Annotated in this window: 17 protein-coding genes; 9 read left to right on the forward strand and 8 right to left on the reverse strand. The window is 63.3% G+C overall.

The features are described 5' to 3' along the window. Positions 1-71 precede the first annotated feature (71 nt). Genes AC0ZT5_RS21545 through AC0ZT5_RS21560 form a run of 4 tightly spaced genes read right to left on the reverse strand, consistent with a single transcriptional unit; the run spans position 72 to position 4,195 of the window. Complete coding sequence (locus AC0ZT5_RS21545; protein ID WP_488498074.1) at positions 72-941, reverse strand: hypothetical protein; 870 nt, start codon at positions 939-941, stop codon at positions 72-74. Continuing rightward, on the reverse strand, positions 922-2,340 hold the full coding sequence (fliI, locus tag AC0ZT5_RS21550; protein WP_488498075.1) for a flagellar protein export ATPase FliI: 1,419 nt from the start codon (positions 2,338-2,340) through the stop codon (positions 922-924). Before fliI ends, AC0ZT5_RS21545 begins: the two co-directional genes overlap by 20 nt. A 3-nt stretch (positions 2,341-2,343) precedes the next feature. Then, a complete protein-coding gene (gene flgF, locus AC0ZT5_RS21555; protein ID WP_488498076.1) occupies positions 2,344-3,066 on the reverse strand; it encodes a flagellar basal-body rod protein FlgF in 723 nt (240 codons plus the stop codon). Between the two features lie 7 nt (positions 3,067-3,073). Continuing rightward, a complete protein-coding gene (locus AC0ZT5_RS21560; RefSeq protein WP_488498077.1) occupies positions 3,074-4,195 on the reverse strand; it encodes a DUF1217 domain-containing protein in 1,122 nt (373 codons plus the stop codon). Positions 4,196-4,342: 147 nt separating this feature from the next. On the opposite strand from AC0ZT5_RS21560, the gene motA reads away from it, so the two are divergent. From motA to AC0ZT5_RS21590, 6 genes are read left to right on the forward strand one after another with little or no spacing between them, the layout of a single operon-like run. Continuing rightward, the gene (gene motA / locus AC0ZT5_RS21565) at positions 4,343-5,218 is read left to right on the forward strand and encodes a flagellar motor stator protein MotA (protein WP_488498078.1); all 876 of its coding nucleotides are present in this window, start codon (positions 4,343-4,345) and stop codon (positions 5,216-5,218) included. Between the two features lie 32 nt (positions 5,219-5,250). After that, positions 5,251-6,198 (forward strand): FliM/FliN family flagellar motor switch protein, encoded by a 948-nt coding sequence (locus AC0ZT5_RS21570; protein ID WP_477286012.1) that lies wholly within the window; start codon positions 5,251-5,253, stop codon positions 6,196-6,198. Positions 6,199-6,215: 17 nt separating this feature from the next. Further along, a complete protein-coding gene (fliN, locus tag AC0ZT5_RS21575) occupies positions 6,216-6,602 on the forward strand; it encodes a flagellar motor switch protein FliN (protein WP_477306664.1) in 387 nt (128 codons plus the stop codon). 43 nt (positions 6,603-6,645) lie between these two features. Beyond that, positions 6,646-7,656: a flagellar motor switch protein FliG gene (locus tag AC0ZT5_RS21580; RefSeq protein WP_488498079.1), complete on the forward strand. Its 1,011-nt coding sequence runs from the start codon at positions 6,646-6,648 to the stop codon at positions 7,654-7,656. 9 nt (positions 7,657-7,665) lie between these two features. Continuing rightward, positions 7,666-8,748 (forward strand): flagellar biosynthesis protein FlhB, encoded by a 1,083-nt coding sequence (flhB, locus tag AC0ZT5_RS21585; protein WP_488498080.1) that lies wholly within the window; start codon positions 7,666-7,668, stop codon positions 8,746-8,748. Continuing rightward, positions 8,745-9,182, forward strand: coding sequence for a hypothetical protein (locus AC0ZT5_RS21590; protein WP_488498081.1), 438 nt, complete (start codon positions 8,745-8,747; stop codon positions 9,180-9,182). Before flhB ends, AC0ZT5_RS21590 begins: the two co-directional genes overlap by 4 nt. Before the next feature lie 46 nt (positions 9,183-9,228). Here AC0ZT5_RS21590 and AC0ZT5_RS21595 read toward each other — a convergent pair whose 3' ends face one another. Both AC0ZT5_RS21595 and AC0ZT5_RS21600 read right to left on the reverse strand, forming a co-directional pair. Further along, the gene (locus AC0ZT5_RS21595; RefSeq protein ID WP_457151607.1) at positions 9,229-9,999 is read right to left on the reverse strand and encodes a helix-turn-helix transcriptional regulator; all 771 of its coding nucleotides are present in this window, start codon (positions 9,997-9,999) and stop codon (positions 9,229-9,231) included. Then, a complete protein-coding gene (locus tag AC0ZT5_RS21600; RefSeq protein ID WP_488498082.1) occupies positions 9,996-10,706 on the reverse strand; it encodes a helix-turn-helix transcriptional regulator in 711 nt (236 codons plus the stop codon). Before AC0ZT5_RS21600 ends, AC0ZT5_RS21595 begins: the two co-directional genes overlap by 4 nt. A gap of 653 nt (positions 10,707-11,359) precedes the next feature. On the opposite strand from AC0ZT5_RS21600, the gene AC0ZT5_RS21605 reads away from it, so the two are divergent. Continuing rightward, positions 11,360-12,550, forward strand: a complete 1,191-nt coding sequence (locus AC0ZT5_RS21605) for a TMEM43 family protein (protein WP_488498083.1) — start codon at positions 11,360-11,362, stop codon at positions 12,548-12,550. Between the two features lie 91 nt (positions 12,551-12,641). Here the strand turns inward: AC0ZT5_RS21605 and AC0ZT5_RS21610 are convergent, their stop codons facing one another. Both AC0ZT5_RS21610 and AC0ZT5_RS21615 read right to left on the reverse strand, forming a co-directional pair. Continuing rightward, on the reverse strand, positions 12,642-13,673 hold the full coding sequence (locus AC0ZT5_RS21610; protein ID WP_488498084.1) for a histone deacetylase family protein: 1,032 nt from the start codon (positions 13,671-13,673) through the stop codon (positions 12,642-12,644). A 23-nt stretch (positions 13,674-13,696) separates the two neighbouring features. Then, positions 13,697-14,350: a TetR/AcrR family transcriptional regulator gene (locus AC0ZT5_RS21615; RefSeq protein ID WP_095084491.1), complete on the reverse strand. Its 654-nt coding sequence runs from the start codon at positions 14,348-14,350 to the stop codon at positions 13,697-13,699. Positions 14,351-14,606: 256 nt separating this feature from the next. On the opposite strand from AC0ZT5_RS21615, the gene AC0ZT5_RS21620 reads away from it, so the two are divergent. Both AC0ZT5_RS21620 and AC0ZT5_RS21625 read left to right on the forward strand, forming a co-directional pair. After that, positions 14,607-16,286 carry an amidohydrolase gene (locus AC0ZT5_RS21620; protein ID WP_488498085.1) on the forward strand — a complete coding sequence of 560 codons (1,680 nt, stop codon included), beginning with the start codon at positions 14,607-14,609 and terminating at the stop codon, positions 16,284-16,286. A gap of 139 nt (positions 16,287-16,425) precedes the next feature. Continuing rightward, positions 16,426-17,526: an ABC transporter ATP-binding protein gene (locus AC0ZT5_RS21625; RefSeq protein WP_488498086.1), complete on the forward strand. Its 1,101-nt coding sequence runs from the start codon at positions 16,426-16,428 to the stop codon at positions 17,524-17,526. Position 17,527: the final 1 nt, after the last annotated feature.

Consider the following 17,527-nt stretch of genomic DNA (forward strand, 5'->3'; position numbering starts at 1 on the left):
CGGGTTCCCGAAGACTAGGCCGCCAGTCTTGCGCGGACCTTGCGGATGGCCGGACGCCCGAGACGGGGGCGTTACCTGGAGAGTTCGATCACCTGGTCGGTGCTGGTGACCATGACCCATTTGCCGTTGCGCTGCTCGATGGAAGACACCTGGCTGGAGTCGGGCAATATCGAGCCCCGCTGGACGATCCATAGTCCGGCATCGTCCTCGATCATGGCGCGGCCGTTGGCGACATGAACCATGCGGAATTTCGCGGCGTCGGCCGGGAAGGGTTGCTCGTCGGGCGCCGGCGGGGGATTGGCGTCATCCTGCACGGTTCCAGTGGCAAACAGATCGAGATTGGCCGCCGGAACGTCCTTTACCGTCAGCGGTGCGCTGCGTTCAGCGACCACGCCGCCGCCCGCCCGTCCCGAATTGGTGCCGGTGCCGCCGAACTTGATCGCCTGGACGCCAAACTGTTCCTGGTTGAAGAAGATGTACCAGGGGAACAGGGCGCAGATCAGCCCTAACGTGAGGCCGAGCGCAGCAACGACGAAATCGCTGCGTCGGTCGGACTGTTTTTTTAGCCTGGGAAACTGTGCCTTCGGCGGTTGCGGCCATTCAGTGCGGGGGAACAAGCCTTCGATCAGCGAGTCACGGCTGGCTTGCGTCATCTCGCCAGCCTGTGCCTGGGGATCCTTGGGCAGAGCGACCTCAGCAGCCTTGGACCGAACAGGTTCGGCTGTGGCAACCCTCGGCAGGATTGGCTTGGCAGCCCTGGGCAGGATTGGCTTGGCGGCCCGGGCTAAAACAGCCTCGGCTTTCGCAGCTATGGCGCGGGCAGCCTTTGCCTTGGCAAGTCTGGCTTCGTCAGCCCTGGCTTGCTCCTTAGCGTTGGCCTCCGCGATCATCTCGCGCAGGATGCGCTCGGTGTACTGGCGTTCAGTCTCCTGCATCGGCATTCAGCTTACCCTTGAGGTGACGGGCGAGATCGGAGAACGGTTCGGCGGACGGACGGTCCTTGGGCGATTGCGTCAGCGCCTCGTAGATCAGCGGCACCTGGCGCACCGCAATATCGAGCTCGGCGTCGACGCCGCCCTGATAGGCGCCCAGCAAACGGATGTCGCGCGTGTCCTCGAAGCGGGCGATCATCGACTTCAGCCTTGTCACCAGCGCGCGCTGTTCGGCGCTCCAGGCCTTGCCGGCAAGACGCGATATGGACGACAGCGGATTGACCGGCGGATAGCGGCCCTGTTCGGCGATCGCACGGTCGAGCACGACATGGCCGTCAAGGATGCCGCGCACGGAGTCGGCGACCGGGTCGTTGTGGTCGTCGCCGTCGACCAGCACGGAAATGATGGCGGTGATCGATCCCCTGCCTTCAACGCCGGGGCCTTCAGCGCCCGGCCCCGCGCGCTCGAGCAGCTTGGGCAGTTCGGTGAACACCGAGGCCGGATAGCCGCGGGCGACCGGCGGCTCGCCGGTTCCCGTCGCCACCTCGCGCAAGGCATGGGCGAAGCGGGTGATCGAATCCAGCACCAGAAGCACGCGGTGGCCCTGGTCGCGAAAATGCTCGGCGACGCGCATGGCGGTGTCCGGCGCACGCCGGCGCATCATGGCGCTCTCGTCGCTGGTGGCGACTACGGCGACGGTCTTGGCCATGCTGTCGCCGATCGTGTCCTCGAGGAATTCACGGACTTCGCGGCCGCGTTCGCCGATCAGCGCAACGACCACGGTGTCGAAGGCGTCGGCGCCGGCAAGCATGGCGAGCAGCGTCGACTTGCCGACGCCGGAGCCGGCAAAGACACCGAGGCGCTGGCCGAAACAAAGCGGCGTGAAGATGTCGATGACCTTGACGCCGGTCATGAAGGCGGTGCCGACGCGCTGCCGCGCCATGGCGCCGGGCGTCGTCTGGGCGCCGTTCGGCGCGTCGTCACCCCTGACGAGTGACGGGCCGGCATCGATCGCCCTGGTGAGCGCGTCGATGGTGCGGCCGCGCCACGAGGCATGCGGCGCCACCGCGAGCGGACCGCGGCGGAACACGGCATCGCCGATGCCGGCATCGGCGCTGCGTTCGAAGGGTGCCACGACGACCTCGTCACGACTGATCTTGACGATCTCGCCACGGCGCGCGCCGGCATGGCCGCGTTGTTCGACGATGTCGCCCAGCCTGGCGAAGTCGGAAAGGCCGCGCACCTTGTAGTGCGTGGACGTGACTTCGACGACGCGGCCGCCGCGCTTGAGCAGCGCCTCGGTGCCGGCGAAACGCCGCCATACCCGTTCCAGCGTGGCAAGCCGGTCTTCCGGAGCCGGCTGGAGCTGTCTTTCGGGTGTGCGGAGCGATGGCTGGTCGAGCGACATGGACTATTTCGAGCCGAGCGTCTTGATCGCCTCGTCGGTGGAGGAGTCGGTCTGCCGCATCAAGGCCGCCGTGTTCTCGAACGCGCGCTGCACCTGGATCAGCCGGGTGATCTCCAGCACCGGATTGACGTTGGATTCTTCGAGAAAGCCCTGGGCGATGCCGGTATCGGAGCGATCGGTGACCGGCTCCGGCGTGCGCGCGGGAATGATGCCTGAATTGCCATAGCGGACGAAATTCTCGCCGGGATCGAAATCGTAGAGGCCGATGGAGCCGACAAGCTGGTCGTTCTGGCGCAGCGAACCGTCGGCGCCGGCCTTGGGCGGACCGTTGCGGGGGTCGAGCTGGATCGGCGCTCCGCCGGCGTCGAGCACCGGGTGGCCCTCGATCGACATCAGCTCGCCATTCTCGTTCATCGAAAAGCGCCCGTCGCGGGTCATGACGGTGCCGACCGGCGTATCGATGGCGAACCAGGCATCGCCCTGGACGGCGAAATCGAACGGATTTCCGGTCTCGGTCAAGGCGCCGTGCGCGCCGGAAAGATAGGTCTTGCCCGAAGACGCGAAGGATACCGACTTCGGCCCGGTGCCGGTGACGACATCCTCGAATTTCACGCCGGTGGCGCGAAAGCCGATCGTCGAGGCATTGGCGACGTTGTCGGCGATCGTGTCGAGGCGGCGCTCGAGCGCGATCTGCGAGGAAAGGGCGACGTACAGGCTGTCCCGCATGATGGTCTCAGAACCTCAATTTCTGCATGGCCATCATCAGGTCGGTGGAGATGCCGACCGTGATCGGCTGGGCAAACAGCACGCTGGCCGAGCTGACCGCCGATGAGGTCGGGTTGTTTATCTCGTACATGCTGGTGAATCGGGTCAGGAACTTGCCGAGCTTGTCAGGGTCGGAGAAATCCGAGATATCGAGTTTCTGCTCGAACAGCTGCGCCTGTTTGTCGATGTTGGCGGTGGCGAAGGAATCGGGCAGCCCAAGCGCGGTGCGCACGACGCTGGCAAGGGCAGTGTCGGCCAGCACGTCGTACCAGCTGGTGATAGTCGGCGCCTTGCGATCGAAATAAAGCGCCAGCCGCACGCCCTGGTTGGTGTTGCCGGCATCCTCTTCGAGCGTCTGGCGCATGTACTTGTCGACGGTCGGCTGCTGCGCCGAAACGATGGTGGTGGCGTTCTCGCCATTGGCTTCGAAATTGAAGGCCGAGGCCAGCGCGGCGTAGGTCTTGTCCGTCATCTTGTTGGCGACGCTGTCGGGGTCGCGGACGCCGCCCTGCAGAACCCGCTTGATGAGATCCTTGTCCTGCGTCGCCGCATCGAGGCCGAATGACGCCAGCGCGTAGGTGTAGAGCCGGTTGTTCGACATCAGGTCGTCGATCGACTTCACCTTGGTGATGTTGGCGAGATAATATGTCGTCTCGCCCTTCACATAGGCGGAGTTCGGATCAAGGCCAGCGATTGCCGCCTGCGTGGCGTAGTTCTTGGTCACCATCTGCTGCGTCTTGTTGTAGATGGTCGCATCGGCGCCGTTGGCGGCGAAGTTGAAGGCGCTGACAAACTCGGCGTAGCGCTTGTCGGTCAGCTTGTTGGCGAAGCTGTTGGGATCGGAGACGCCTTCTTTCAACGCCTTGACCATGAAGGCCTTGGCGTAGTCCATGTCCTCGAGCCCGTAGGCCTTCATGGCATATTTGAACAACCGGTCATTGTTGACGAAATCGTCGATCGATTTCACCTTGGTGATGTTGGCGAGATAATATTTGGTATCGCGGTCGACCACGGGCTGCTGCTCGATCCTGTCGAGCGATTTCGAGATGTCCTTGGTAATGAGCTGGTAGCTGGTAAAGGTATTAAGCAAAGACGTGCCTCCGGCCGAAGCTATGCCGGCACAATACCCACACTTCCTTGCGCGAAACTGAATCGGATCCAGCGGCCTCGATTCAAGCCTCACACAAGGCACGGGGGCTATCCCTTGCTTCCGATGTGAAATGCGGAAGGACCTGTTGTGGGCATTCTGATTGGACTGGTGGTAACGCTCGGCTGCGTGCTTGGCGGCTTCATGGCGATGGGCGGCCATCTTCATGTGCTGGTCCAGCCTTGGGAAGCCGTGGTCATCTGCGGCGCCGCGTTCGGCACGTTTCTGGTCGCCAATCCAATGAAGACGGTCAAGGATACCGGCAAGGCCATCCTCGAGGCGTTCAAGCAGGCGGTGCCGAAGGAACAGAACTACCTCGAAACGCTCGGCGTGCTGCACAGCCTGATGCGCGAGCTGCGCTCGAAATCGCGCAGCGAGGTCGAGGCGCATATCGACAACCCCGAGGAATCAGCGATCTTCCAGGCCTTTCCGACCGTGCTCAAGAATCACGATTTGATGAATTTCATCTGCGATTACTGCCGCATCATCATCATCGGCAATGCCCGCTCGCACGAGATCGAGGCACTGATGGACGAGGAAATCCAGACCATCAAGTCCGACAAGATGAAGGCCTATCACGCAATGGTGGCGGTCGGCGACGGCCTGCCTGCGCTCGGCATCGTCGCCGCCGTGCTTGGCGTGGTCAAGGCGATGGGCGCGCTCGACCAGTCGCCCGAGATCCTCGGCGGCCTGATTGGCGCGGCCCTGGTCGGCACCTTCCTCGGCATCTTCCTGTCCTATGCGGTGGTCGGGCCGGTCGCCACCAAGATCAAGACCGTGCGCGAGAAGAACAACCGCCTCTACATCATCGTCAAGCAGACGCTGCTGGCCTACATGAACGGCGCACTGCCGCAGGTGGCGATCGAGTTCGGCCGCAAGACCATCTCGTCCTATGAGCGGCCGACGATCGACGCCGTCGAGCAGAGCACGATGAACACCGGCACCACCGAGAAGAAGGCCGCCTGAACGATGCGCCAGAGATCGGTCCCAGCATTGTCATGACAAGTCCGGGAAGCCCCTCGGAAGCCCGCTCGCTGATCATCGAGCGTCTGGTCGGCGACAGCGGCGAGGCCGCCCAGGTCATCGGCACCGGCCGGGGCATGGCCGAGCGCGCCGCGCCGCTGCTGCAGAAGAGCCTGACCAGTGAGCTTGGCGTTCCGGTCACCGTCGATCTCAGGGCCGTCGAGATCAGCCGCGTCGCGGAGGCGCGCTCGCATGCCGGCGATACGTTTGCCATGACCATCGTCGCATCAGCGACGTCGTCCGATGCCATGACCGTGGTGATCGATGCGCCGGCGATCGCGATCACGGTCTGTACGCTGTTCGGCGGCGACCCGGAGATGCCGGCATCGCCGATCGAGCGCGATCTGTCGCAGATCGAGGTCGATGTCTCGACCATGGTGTTCCAGCAGGTCGCACAGGCCCTGAACGGATCCGGACGGCGCTCGCTCGATCTGCGCCTGCCCGTGCCGCGGGCGATGTCGGGCACCGAAGCCAAACGGCACGTGCTGCGCGACGGCGCCGCAGTCCGCATCGTCTTTGGCATCTCGACGCCGGCAGATAGCGGCACCGTCACGGTGACGATGCCGCAGCGTATCGTGCTGGCCAGCCGCGATAGCGCCGCCAGTGTCAGCCAGGACGACCACAGCGCCAGCTGGCGCGCGCGCTTTTCGGAAGAGGTGATGCGCTCCACTGTGGCACTCGAAGCCACCATGCCGCTTGCACGACTGACGCTCGGCGACCTTGCCGATTTCGAAATCGGCCAGGTCATCGAATTCGAGGAAACGGCACAGTCGCAGGCGCGTCTCAGCGCGCGCGGCAAGACGCTGTTCGTATGCGAGTTCGGCAAACTGGGTCAGAATTACACCGTCCGAATCAGGCATCCCTACGATGCCGGGCAGGACTTTATCGACGGGCTGATGCCGGCTGCCGCCGGACGCGCCTGAGCATTTGGAGACGATTCATGGCCCAGACCAAGGCGGAAGCCGACCTCGACCAGCCCGACGAGCAGCTCGACCGTGCCATCGAAGAATTGCGCGGGGTCCTGCATGAAGAGGAGCAGCGCCCGGATGCGGCGTTCCGGGCCGCTTCATCAGCCAATTCAAGCGTCATCATGAACATCCCCGTCGATGTCCAGATCATCCTCGGCAGCACCGAGATGCCGGTCTCCGACCTGATGGCGCTGCAGAAAGGGTCGACGGTGGCGCTCAACCGCCGCATCGGCGAACCCGTCGACGTCGTGGTCAACGGCCGCAAGATCGCGCGCGGCGAGATCACCGTGCTGGAAAGCGATCCGTCGCGCTTCGGCATCAGGCTGACCGAAATCATCGCCGGCACGAAGGGCGCCTAGACATGGATTGCGGGGCTTGCCGGTGGCAGCGGAGGCGAGAGGCATGACGACGCCGGTGACCTTGACCCGCGCGCAAAAGGCGGCCGCCATTTTGGTGGCGATGGGCAAGCCGTCGGCCAGCCGTCTCTTGAAATTCTTCAAGCAGGAAGAGTTGAAGGCGCTGATCGAGGGCGCCCGGCTGCTGCGGACCATTCCGCAAAGCGATCTCGAGCGCATCGTCGCCGAGTTCGAGGCCGAGTTCACCGAAGGGGCGGGACTGCTCGATTCCGCTGACAGGATGGACACCATCCTCAATGAATCGCTCTCGCCCGAAGAGATGAGCGCGATCATGGGCGACAAAAGATTCGAGGTCGCGCCGGAGGGCCCGCCACCGATCTGGCCCGAGCTCGAAAAGCTCGAACCGGCGCGGCTTGGCGCCTTCCTGGCCGGCGAACATCCGCAGACCGCGGCCATGGTGCTGTCGAAACTGGCGCCGCAAACGGCGGCGAGCGTGCTGCTGACGTTGACCAAGCCGACGCGCGGCGAAATCATCAAGCGCATGGTGACGATGGCCAATGTTCCGGACGCCGCCGCCAGGATCGTCGAAAACCGGCTGCGCGCCAGCGTGCTGACGGAAACGTCGACCAAGGACACTTCGGCCGGGCAGGCGCGCGTCGCCAGCGTTCTCAACGAACTGGACAAGCCGCTGCTCGAGGAGGTCATGCAGGATCTGGAAGCCGCCGGCACGCCCGATCTCGACGGCGTCCGGGCTCGCCTGTTCGCCTTCGACGATTTGCCGCTGCTGACCCAGAAAGCGCGGGTGCTGCTGTTCGACGGGCTGTCGACCGAACTGGTCACGCTGGCCTTGCGCGGCACTTCGGCGGCACTTGCCGAGGCGGCGCTGTCGGCGATCGGCGCGCGGTCGCGGCGCATGATCGAAGCCGAACTCGGACAAGGGTCGGAGGGCGTTGCCCTTGCCGACATCATGGCAGCGCGCAAGTCGATCGTGACGACGACGATCCGGCTGTCGCGCGAAGGCGCCTTCGAACTTCCCTCGACCCAGAACGCCGCCTAAGACCGCGATATGGCTGACGCGGTCGACAAGGATTCGAAAACCGAAGAGGCGACGGAAAAGAAGATCCGCGACACCATCGAACAGGGCAAGCTGCCCCATTCGCGGGAAACGGCGTTGCTGGCATCCTTCGTCGCCATACTGGTGTTCACCGTCTTCTACGCCAAGGACGCCATCATCGATCTCGGCATGTTTCTGTCGATGTTCCTGGAGAAGCCGGAAGCCTGGCCGATGGACACCGAGACCGACGTCATCGCGCTCTACAAGATCGTCCTGCTGGAGGTGGGCCGCGCCATCGTCAGCCTGCTGGTGCTGCTGAGCGTTGCCGGTGTCGGCGCCTCGGTGTTCCAGAACATGCCGCAATTCGTCGGCGAGCGGATCCGGCCGCAACTGTCGCGCATCTCGATTGCCAAGGGCTGGAACAGGCTGTTCGGCATTCAGGGTTGGGTCGAATTCCTGAAGGCGCTCGGCAAGGTCGGTTTCGCCATCGTCGTGCTGAGCTTCACGCTGTCGGAAGACCATCGCAAGCTGCTCGCCGGCATGATCACCAATCCGGTTGCCTTCGGCCTCGTCATCCGTGGCATCGCCGTCGACATCCTGGTGGCGATCGTCTTCGTCATGGGGCTGATCGCGGCGGTTGATATCGTCTGGTCGCGCTTCCACTGGAAGCAGGACCTGCGCATGAGCAAGCAGGAGGTCAAGGACGAGTTCAAGCAGTCCGAGGGTGACCCGATCGTCAAGTCGCGGCTGCGCTCGCTGGCGCGCGACCGGGCCCGCAAACGGATGATGACGGCGGTGCCGCGCGCGACGCTGATCATCGCCAACCCGACCCACTTCTCGATTGCGCTGAAATATGTGCGTGACGAGGATTCGGCGCCGATCGTGCTGGCCAAGGGGCAGGATCTGGTGGCGCTGAAAATCCGCGAGATCGCGCGGGAATACAACATCCCGATCTTCGAGGACGTGGCGCTCGCCCGCTCCATGTACAAGCAAGTTTCGGTCGATAATGTGATCCCGTCGCAATTCTATCAGGCCGTCGCCGAACTGGTGCGGGTCGTCTACTCGAAAAAGGCAGAGCGCAGACAGATTTCATGAACCGGCAACCGCACGCAACCTCCCGCGAGATCATCGTCGCCAGCGCCATTGAGCAAGTGGTGGGGGAACTCCGACTGATCGATGTCGCCGACTATATCGCCTTCATCCGGCTGGAGCATTTCGCCTGCCTGTCGGATCTGGTCGATTCGGCGGTGGAGCTGTTCTTCATGCCGGGCACGCTGCGGCTCGGCCATGGCGGCGAGGCGCATGTCGACTGGAGCGGCAGCCCGCGCATCGTGCTCGATCTGGAGTTGAGGCCGCCGGGTGTCACCGTCTATTTCCAGCTGACGCTGAGCGAGCTCGGTGCTTCGGTGGTGGTCAACTATGTCTCGTTCGAGAAGCCGGGCGAGGACCCTGAGCACAACACGGCCCTGCTCGAGGCGGTGATCGAACAGGCGCGCATCCGCAAGGTCGAGCCGCTGGCCTTTCGCTGAACATCGGCCGCTTCCGAGCCGCGGCTGAAAGACCCACGAATTTGCCCTATTCAATAAGTCCCAGCCGCAATGCCTTGGCCACCGCCTGGTTGCGGTTGACCGCGTTGAGCTTCTGGGTGGATTGGGTCAGGTACTGATTGGCGGTGTGGACCGAAAGCTTCAGCAGCCGTGCGATCTCCTCGCTGGTGTTGCCATTGGCGGTCAGCTTCAGGCATTCGAGCTCGCGCTTGGAAATCGCGCGCATGCGGCCGGTATCGCTTGGGCGCATGAGGGCGACAGCGGCGAACAGTGAAAAGCAGCGGGCATGAATCTCGTAGAGTGCGTCCTGCGGCAGGACGATCTCGGAGCCCAGGAAGACGACAAGGCCGCATTGCCCACGCTCGGCATGGACGGGGAAGGCGATGCCGCTGGTGCCAGGCGCCAGCGGCGCCATCTGCTCGGTCCAGGCGAGATTGCCGAACGTCTCCGCCATGGCGGCGATGCCGTCATCGGTCCACCAGCGCGGTTCCGTCGAGTTGCGGGTGTGGCGCACGATTTCCTCGCCATTGGCGCCTGAAATGAACTTGGTCGCCACCGCAACGCCGGGATAGTCGGAATCGAGGCAAGGCACGAGCCGTGCCCGTTCGGCCGACGGGCTGACGAAGAACAGGCCGAAGGCCGAGGCGTTGATGTCGACGGCGATCCAGCGGCAGCGGCGCACGGCGTCTGGAATGGTGACGGCGTGATGGGTCTCGGAGCCGAGCGAGAAGGCGCCGAACGGGTTACGCTGCTCGTTGAAAAGGGCTTCGGCAGCCTCCTTGATATCGGCCTGTTTCAAATGATGCCGCTCCTGATCGCCGTGGCGATGGCCATCGCGCGGTTGCTGGCCGCGAATTTCTGGATGGCGTGGGTGATGTAGCTGTTGACGGTGTTGGAAGAGACGCCAAGGATGACGGCGACCTCGTCGGTGGTCTTGCCTTCTGAGACCCAGAACAGGCATTCGCGCTCGCGGTCCGACAGCGGATCCTGCATGGCGGCGGCGGCAATCAGCTGAGGGATGTGCGAAAGCGCGTAGCAGCATTTCAGCTGCGCCCTCATCAGCGCCGGCTGGTCGATGCTGCCGGCGGTCGCCGCCGAAAACAGAGCAAACAGGCGCTGCCGGCCGACATTCAGCTTGAGCGAATAGACCTCCGCATGACCGAGCACATCGAGAAGGCGGGCCTCCTCGCCGGTGATCAACCCGTCTGTATCGGGCGCCTGCGATGCCACCAGCGGTCTCGGGCGAATACCGGGCGCGACGGTGAGCGCGCCTTGTGCAAGCCCGGCGATCAGCCGCTTGCCGATCAGCTCGATGGCGTCGAAAATCCAGTTGGACGAAACGATGCGCGCATCGTTGCGGTCCTGGTCGTGGACAATAGCGACCAGCATGTAGCTGTCGGCGCCGATCTCGGCGGTCAGCTGCATGAAAAAGCTTGTGAGATCACCGCGCGACTTCAGGCGCGAGCCCAATGTATCGGATTGAAGAAGCGCGGCGGGACTGCTCATTCTTGTTGCTTTTGGCCGGAATCGTTTCTGCTGTCCGGATGCTGGGTGCCAGCCGCCGAACCCGAATACGCATTACTTTGACGAAGACACACGCTTGGCGCAGGGCTGCGCCAACCAGATCCGAATCCATTCAGGGAACGCGAAGCCGTCCGCGTCTGGTGCCGGAAAACTCCGGAACAAGAGACTTTGGGTGGTTGCCGCGCCCCCCAAGGACCGGCTGATTCGGGTCTAATCTACCCGCAGTTGAATCTGACATCAAACGCGATTTGACAAAATCGAATCCGGTGGACTCGCATGCGACTCAGAGGCGGACTCCCAAGCCCTTTCACCGCCCGTGGGTCACGGAAACGCCGACACGAAAAAGCCAGACGTTGTTGCTAAGTTCCCGTATCGAGGGCGAATCGATTCCGATAGGTTTTCGACGACCGGCAGGGATGGGCATCCCTTCGGTCCGACTGGGCGAGCGCTCTATTCGCGGCCATCGGCATGGGGGTCGATCATGAAGCGGGTTTTCCTGGCGTTCACGGTGATGCTTGCGGTCTTGAACGGTGCGTGGGCGGCAGCCCCCGCGCAAATCCACGCCGATTGATCGGTTCAATGCGCGGCCGCCGGCCGGGCGCAAATCTTGGCACTGTTGGGTTTCGGGGGAAACAATGAGCGATTCATTTCGGGAAGTTACATCCGTCTCGTGGTTCGGGCGGATCAAGCGCGCGGTCGGTGGGGTCATCTTCGGCCTGCTTTTGATCGTGCTGATGGTGATCGGGCTGTTCTGGAACGAGGGCCGCGCGGTGCAGACGGCACGCTCGCTCGCTGAAGGGGCTGGCGCCGTGGTCTCTGTCAGCGACAGCGTCGACAGCGCCAATGATGGCAGGCTGGTGCATGTCAGCGGGCCGGTGACGGCGGACAGCGGTCTGTCCGATCCGGACTTCGGTATCGCGGCGCAAGGGCTGCGTCTGTCGCGCGACGTCGAGATGTATCAGTGGAAGGAAGAGTCCAAATCCGAGACCACCAAGAAGCTTGGCGGCGGCGAAGAGACGGTCACCACCTACAGCTATTCGAAGGTGTGGGACGACAGCCAGATCAACTCGTCGGATTTCAAGAAGCCGGACGGTCACCAGAATCCGCCGATGGCGATCCACAGCCGGACCTTCCAGATCCCGGAAGGCAAGCTCAGTGCTTTCACGCTCGATCAGCCGGTGCTCGATCGTATCGAGGGTGACAAGGATTATTCGCTGTCGGCCAGTCAGTCAGCCGCGATCAAGGCCGCGTACACCGGCAGCAGGCCGCTGAGCATCGTCGACGGCAAGATCTATCTCGGCGTCGACACGACGACAGCGGCGCTGGGCGACTACCGCATCGGCTACGAACTGGCGCCGCTCGGCGTGGTCAGCATCGTGGCGCGCCAGGCCGGCAGCCGGTTCGAACCCTACCAGACGGTGGCAGGCGACGAATTGCTGATGGTCGACACCGGCACTGTCCCGGCCGACAAGATGTTTGCCGAAGCGGTCAGCGCAAACACGCTGATCACCTGGCTGCTGCGCGCTGCCGGCCTGCTGTTGCTGACGATCGGCTTTGCCCTGTTCCTCAGCCCGATCGGCGTGATCCTCGACGTCATTCCGTTCCTTGGCAGCATGGCGCGGATGGGGACCGGCATCATCGCCTTCTTCCTGGCGATTCTGGTCGGCACGACGACGATCGCCATAGCCTGGTTCTGGTATCGGCCGGTTCTGGCGGCGGGCATCCTGGCCGCCGGCGTCATCGCAGCGGCGGCGGTCTACTATTTCGGCCGCTCACGCAAGGCAGCCGCACCAGCGGTCGTGCCGAGCACCGGCACCGCAACCTGATCGCGAGACCGGGCAGCAACGCCGCCCGGTCCCTGGTTTTGCTTCTGCTGTCGTTGCCCCAAAAACGCTGACGCCTTTGGGGCGACGGCATTTACCTGCCTTCGAAACCGGTCAGCACGCCGACGGCATTGACGCCGATCTCCTCGACGGCATAGCCGCCTTCCATGACGAACAGCGTCGGCAGGCCGAGCCTGGCGATGCGGCGGCCGATCTTGGGATAGTCGGATGTCTTCAGCTTGAACTGGCTGATCGGGTCCTTCTCGAAAGTGTCGACGCCGAGCGAGACGACGACGACGTCCGGCGCGTAAGCGGCAAGCCTGGCGCAGGCATCTTCAAGCGAGGCATTCCAGGCGTCCCAGCCGGTGCCGAACGGCATCGGATAGTTGATGTTGAAGCCTTCGCCGGCGCCCGAACCGCGTTCGTCGGCATGGCCGAGGAAAAAGGGATATTCGTCCATCGGATCGCCATGCAGATTGAGGACCTGCACGTCGGCGCGATCATAGAAAATCTCCTGCGTGCCGTTGCCATGATGGTAGTCGACATCGAGGATGGACACACGGCTGGCGCCCTGGTCGAGGAACCATTGCGTGGCGACGGCGGCGTTGTTGATGAAGCAATAGCCGCCCATGAATCCGGCTCCCGCATGATGGCCGGGCGGGCGGCAGAGCGCGAAGGCGGATGCCTCGCCGCCCTTGACCAGACCGGCGGCGGTCAGCGCCACGTCATAGGACGACTTGATCGCGGCCCATGTGCCTTCGACGAAGGTGGCGCCGGCATCGAAAGAATAGTAACCGAGCAGGGCGTCGATACGCTTTGGCGGCACGTCGCCGCGCAGGCCGCGCGTCGGCCATGTGAAGGGCATCGCCGAGCCCTTGAAACCGGCTTCTACCCATTGCGGCCAGACCGTCGGCAGGAAGTCGATGTAGTCGGCCTTGTGGATCCGCTTGGCGGCGGCAAGATCGTGCTCGAGCGGCAGGACGATCGGGCCCAGCTTCTCGCTTTCGACCCGCGCCTTGATGAATTCGGCCCGCGAGGGCATTTCGAAACCCGGCACGATCGCGGCGGTGACCAGTTCCATCTGGCCGGCATGGCCAGCATGAAGCGGCGAATAGACAGTCTTCATGAAATTCCTCTCGAAATGCGAAATCAGTCAAGGTTGAGATAGGGGCTCACCAGGGCGAGCCACATGGTTTCCACATCGTCCTCGATGAGGTTGTATGTCCTGCGATCCCTCTTCAGTCCGACCAGCCGGCAGGCGTGCCCGACCTCCATCATCACAAGGCCGAGCCGTTTGGCGATCTTGTCTTCGAGAACAGGATTCACATGCCGCAGCCAGGCGGCGTAAAGCGCGATGATCTGCTCGTCATATTCGTCCTGGATAGGCCTGAGATCGGCATTGCCTGAAATGGCCTCGATCACCGGCATCAGGGTCGCGTTCTCGAGATAGATACTGGACGTGTCGATAAAGAGCTTGCGCACTTCGCGCCGGAATTCTTCGCGGTTGGTGGGCCGGGGGACCTTGATGCGCTTCTCGATCACTTCGGGAAAGGAGGACAGCCAGCGCCGGGCGAGGTCCAGAAGAATGGCTTCCTTGTTGGGGAAGTATTGGTAGACCGAACCGACCGACAGGCCTGCGCGCTGCGCAATGGCGAGCGTCGTCGGCGTCTTGGTTCCTTGCTCCCGCGTCAGGATCAGCGCCGCGTCGAGAATCCGGTCGACCACCTTGCTCGACCGTTGTTGGCGCGGCTGCTTGCGCGGTTCGAGCGCTATCCTGGTTTTGCGGTCGAGACTGCGCTTCACTGCTGATGTCCCCGTTCCCCGCCCGGTCCCAACACACGGGGAGGGTGCTGTCCACAATACATTCCAAATTCCGCATGTTGACAAACGCGAATAAACAGTCGCATTCTTTATCCACGCTGTCTTCAGGGATAACAAGGGGAATTTCGAAGACAGCATGCTGGCATCGTTTTTTGTCCGTAGCGCCGCTCCAGTGGAGTGGCCGCTCGTGGGCACAGGGTTGTCAGTCTCAGTCAGTCGTCAAAAGCGCGGAGTCGCGATGTCTGTCACGGGTGCGGGTCATAATGCTGATCTGATCGTTATCAATGGTCGCGTGCTGACCATGGACGATGACAATCCCGTCACAGAGGCTGTTGCCGTCAAGGACGGCGCCATCATCGCCATCGGCAGCCGCGCCTCCATCGAAGAGCTCAAGGGACCGGCCACCAAGATCATCGACGCCAAGGGCGGTTCGGTGATCCCGGGCTTCATCGAAGCCCATATGCATCTGTTTTCAGGCGGGGCTGAGCTTGCCCACCTCCAGCTCACGGGTATTCACGGGTTCGAGGCGCTGCAAAAGGCGATCCGCGACTATGAGCCAACCCAGCCGGATGCGAAAATGCTGGTCGGGCAGGGCGTCGACTACACGGTGCTCGGCAGCGAGCGGGTGACACGCCACCATCTCGACGCCATTTTGCCCGATCGCCCCTTCTGCATGGCGGCGCCCGATCATCATACCATGTGGGCCAACACCAAGGCGCTGGAAATGGCCGGCATCCTGCATGGGCGCACGCTCGGCCCGGGCAACGAGATCGTCATGGGCGATGATGGCCTGGCCGGCGGCGAATTGCGCGAGGGCGAAGCGTTCGGTCCGGTGCTTGACCTTGCCGGCGAAAGCCGGGTGCGGCTGGGCCTGGCCACCGGCGGCGAGCCGGATCCGATGCCGACCGCGGCCGAGCGGGCCGCCGACCGCGATATCATGCGGCGCGGGCTTGCCTGGTGCGCGCGCCATGGCATCACCTCGATCCAGAACATGGACGGCAATCTCTATCAGCTCGAGCTGCTGGCCGAGATCGAAGCCGAGGAAGGGCTGCTCTGCCGCGTGCAGATACCGTTCCACTACAAGAATTTCATGACGCTCGACATGCTCGACAAGGCGTCCGACATGGCCGAGCGCTACAACAGCGAGTGGCTGTCATCGGGCATGGTCAAGGTGTTCTACGACGGCGTGCTGGATTCCTGGACCGCGGTCATGGTCGAGCCCTATGCCGACCGTCCGGACTGGGTGGGCGAGCCGCTGTTCACGCCGCAACAATTCATCGATCTGGCTGTCGCCGTCGACAGACGCGGGCTGCAGATCGCCGTGCATTCGATCGGCGACGGCGCCGTGCGCGCGGTGCTCGACGGTTACGAAGCGGCGCAGAAGGCCAATGGCAAGCGCGACAGCCGCCACCGGGTTGAGCACATCGAGGTCACCACCACCGCCGACGTTCCGCGTTTTGCCGAACTCGGCGTCATCGCTTCCATGCAGCCGCCGCACCCGCCTGGCGCCATGGATTTTCCGCTGGAGCCGACCGTATCGCGCATCGGGCCGGCGCGGTGGCCGTTGAGCTATGCCTGGCGGACCTTGAAGGATGCCGGCGCGCGCGTGGTCTTCGCGTCGGATTGGCCGGTGTCGCCGATCGATCCGATCCTGGGCATCCAGGCGGCAGTGTTGCGCAAACCGTGGGCAGAAGGCGACCCGGACCAGAGTTTCTCGCTGCATGAATCCCTCGCCGGCTACACCGTCGAAGGCGCCTATGCCGAATTCGCCGAGCACCACAAGGGCATGCTGAAGTCTGGCTATATGGCGGATCTGGTGGTGCTCTCGGCCGATATCGAGGCGACCGCGCCGGAGGCTTTGCACAAGGTGCATCCGGTAACGACGATCTGTGGTGGCAAGATCACCTATCAGGCCTGACTGTGGCATGAGGCTTGCTAGCCAAATTACGAATTGAACTGTGATTCAGTGCCGGGCTTGCCAACATACCGGCCTTGTGTTCACATCGAACAGGGGAAAATTCCGCCAGCAAGAGCGGGGTCAACAGTGAGGCGTAATCGTGCCGGACAAACCGGATCGGAATGCGATTGAAGTTGTCAAAGTAAGCAAAATTTTCGGATCAGGAGAGGGGCAAGTCGCTGCCCTCGACACGGTCTCAGTATCCATCCGCGAAAACGAGTTCTTTACGCTGCTCGGCCCGTCGGGCTGCGGAAAGACGACGTTGCTGCGGTTGATTGCCGGCTTCGACTTTCCAACCGCCGGCGAAATCCTGCTCTATGGCCAGGACATCGCGCCGCTGCCGCCCTTCAAGCGGCCGGTCAACACCGTCTTCCAGTCCTATGCGCTGTTTCCGCACATGACGGTGGCCGAGAATATCGGCTTTGGCCTGGAGATGCTGGGCAAGCCAAAGGCCGAGATCAAGGCGCGTGTCGACGCGATGTTGAAGCTGGTCAAGATGGAAGCGCTCAGCGCGCGCCGCACCAGCCAGATCTCCGGCGGCCAGCAGCAGCGTGTGGCGCTGGCAAGGGCGCTCGCTCCGCAGCCGAAAGTGCTGCTGCTCGACGAGCCGTTGTCGGCGCTCGACTACAAGCTGCGTAAGGAAATGCAGATCGAACTGAAGCGGCTGCAGCACGAGACCGGCATCACCTTCATCTTCGTCACCCATGACCAGGAGGAAGCGCTGACGATGTCGGACCGCATCGCGGTGATGTCGTCAGGCAAGATCCTGCAGGTCGGCTCGCCGCGCGACATCTACGACAGGCCGTCGGAACGCTTCGTCGCCGATTTCATCGGCGAGTCGAACTTCCTCAAGGCCGAGGTGGTTGGTGTCTCGGCAGGCCGGGCAACGGTAAAACTGTCGTCGGGCACGGAAATCCCGGCCTCGCTGCCGGACGGCCTGGTTCCCAAGGGCAAGGTTACCATCGTCGTGCGCCCAGAACATGCGCAGTTAAGCGCCGCAAGCCCCAGTGCTTCGCTGTCGGGCACGGTCGAGAACATCGTCTATCTCGGTACCGACACGCATTTCCATCTGCGCCTCGCCGATGGTGAGCCCTTCATCGTGCGGCGCCAGAACAGCCGTGGCACCGGCGACGGTATCGTCCAGGGCGGCAAGGTCGGCATCCTGATCGGCGGCGACGCCGCCCAGGTCTTGAAGGACTGAC

This window comes from Mesorhizobium sp. CNPSo 4670 (assembly GCF_057784235.1).

Coding starts and splice junctions, on each gene's coding strand:
- fliI (WP_488498075.1), bottom strand. CDS start 2,340: ATGTCGCTCGACCAGCCATCGCTCCGCACACCCGAAAGACAGCTCCAG.
- AC0ZT5_RS21590 (WP_488498081.1), top strand. CDS start 8,745: ATGAACCGGCAACCGCACGCAACCTCCCGCGAGATCATCGTCGCCAGC.
- AC0ZT5_RS21580 (WP_488498079.1), top strand. CDS start 6,646: ATGACGACGCCGGTGACCTTGACCCGCGCGCAAAAGGCGGCCGCCATT.
- AC0ZT5_RS21620 (WP_488498085.1), top strand. CDS start 14,607: ATGTCTGTCACGGGTGCGGGTCATAATGCTGATCTGATCGTTATCAAT.
- AC0ZT5_RS21605 (WP_488498083.1), top strand. CDS start 11,360: ATGAGCGATTCATTTCGGGAAGTTACATCCGTCTCGTGGTTCGGGCGG.
- AC0ZT5_RS21600 (WP_488498082.1), bottom strand. CDS start 10,706: ATGAGCAGTCCCGCCGCGCTTCTTCAATCCGATACATTGGGCTCGCGC.
- AC0ZT5_RS21545 (WP_488498074.1), bottom strand. CDS start 941: ATGCCGATGCAGGAGACTGAACGCCAGTACACCGAGCGCATCCTGCGC.
- flhB (WP_488498080.1), top strand. CDS start 7,666: ATGGCTGACGCGGTCGACAAGGATTCGAAAACCGAAGAGGCGACGGAA.
- fliN (WP_477306664.1), top strand. CDS start 6,216: ATGGCCCAGACCAAGGCGGAAGCCGACCTCGACCAGCCCGACGAGCAG.
- AC0ZT5_RS21570 (WP_477286012.1), top strand. CDS start 5,251: ATGACAAGTCCGGGAAGCCCCTCGGAAGCCCGCTCGCTGATCATCGAG.
- AC0ZT5_RS21610 (WP_488498084.1), bottom strand. CDS start 13,673: ATGAAGACTGTCTATTCGCCGCTTCATGCTGGCCATGCCGGCCAGATG.
- flgF (WP_488498076.1), bottom strand. CDS start 3,066: ATGCGGGACAGCCTGTACGTCGCCCTTTCCTCGCAGATCGCGCTCGAG.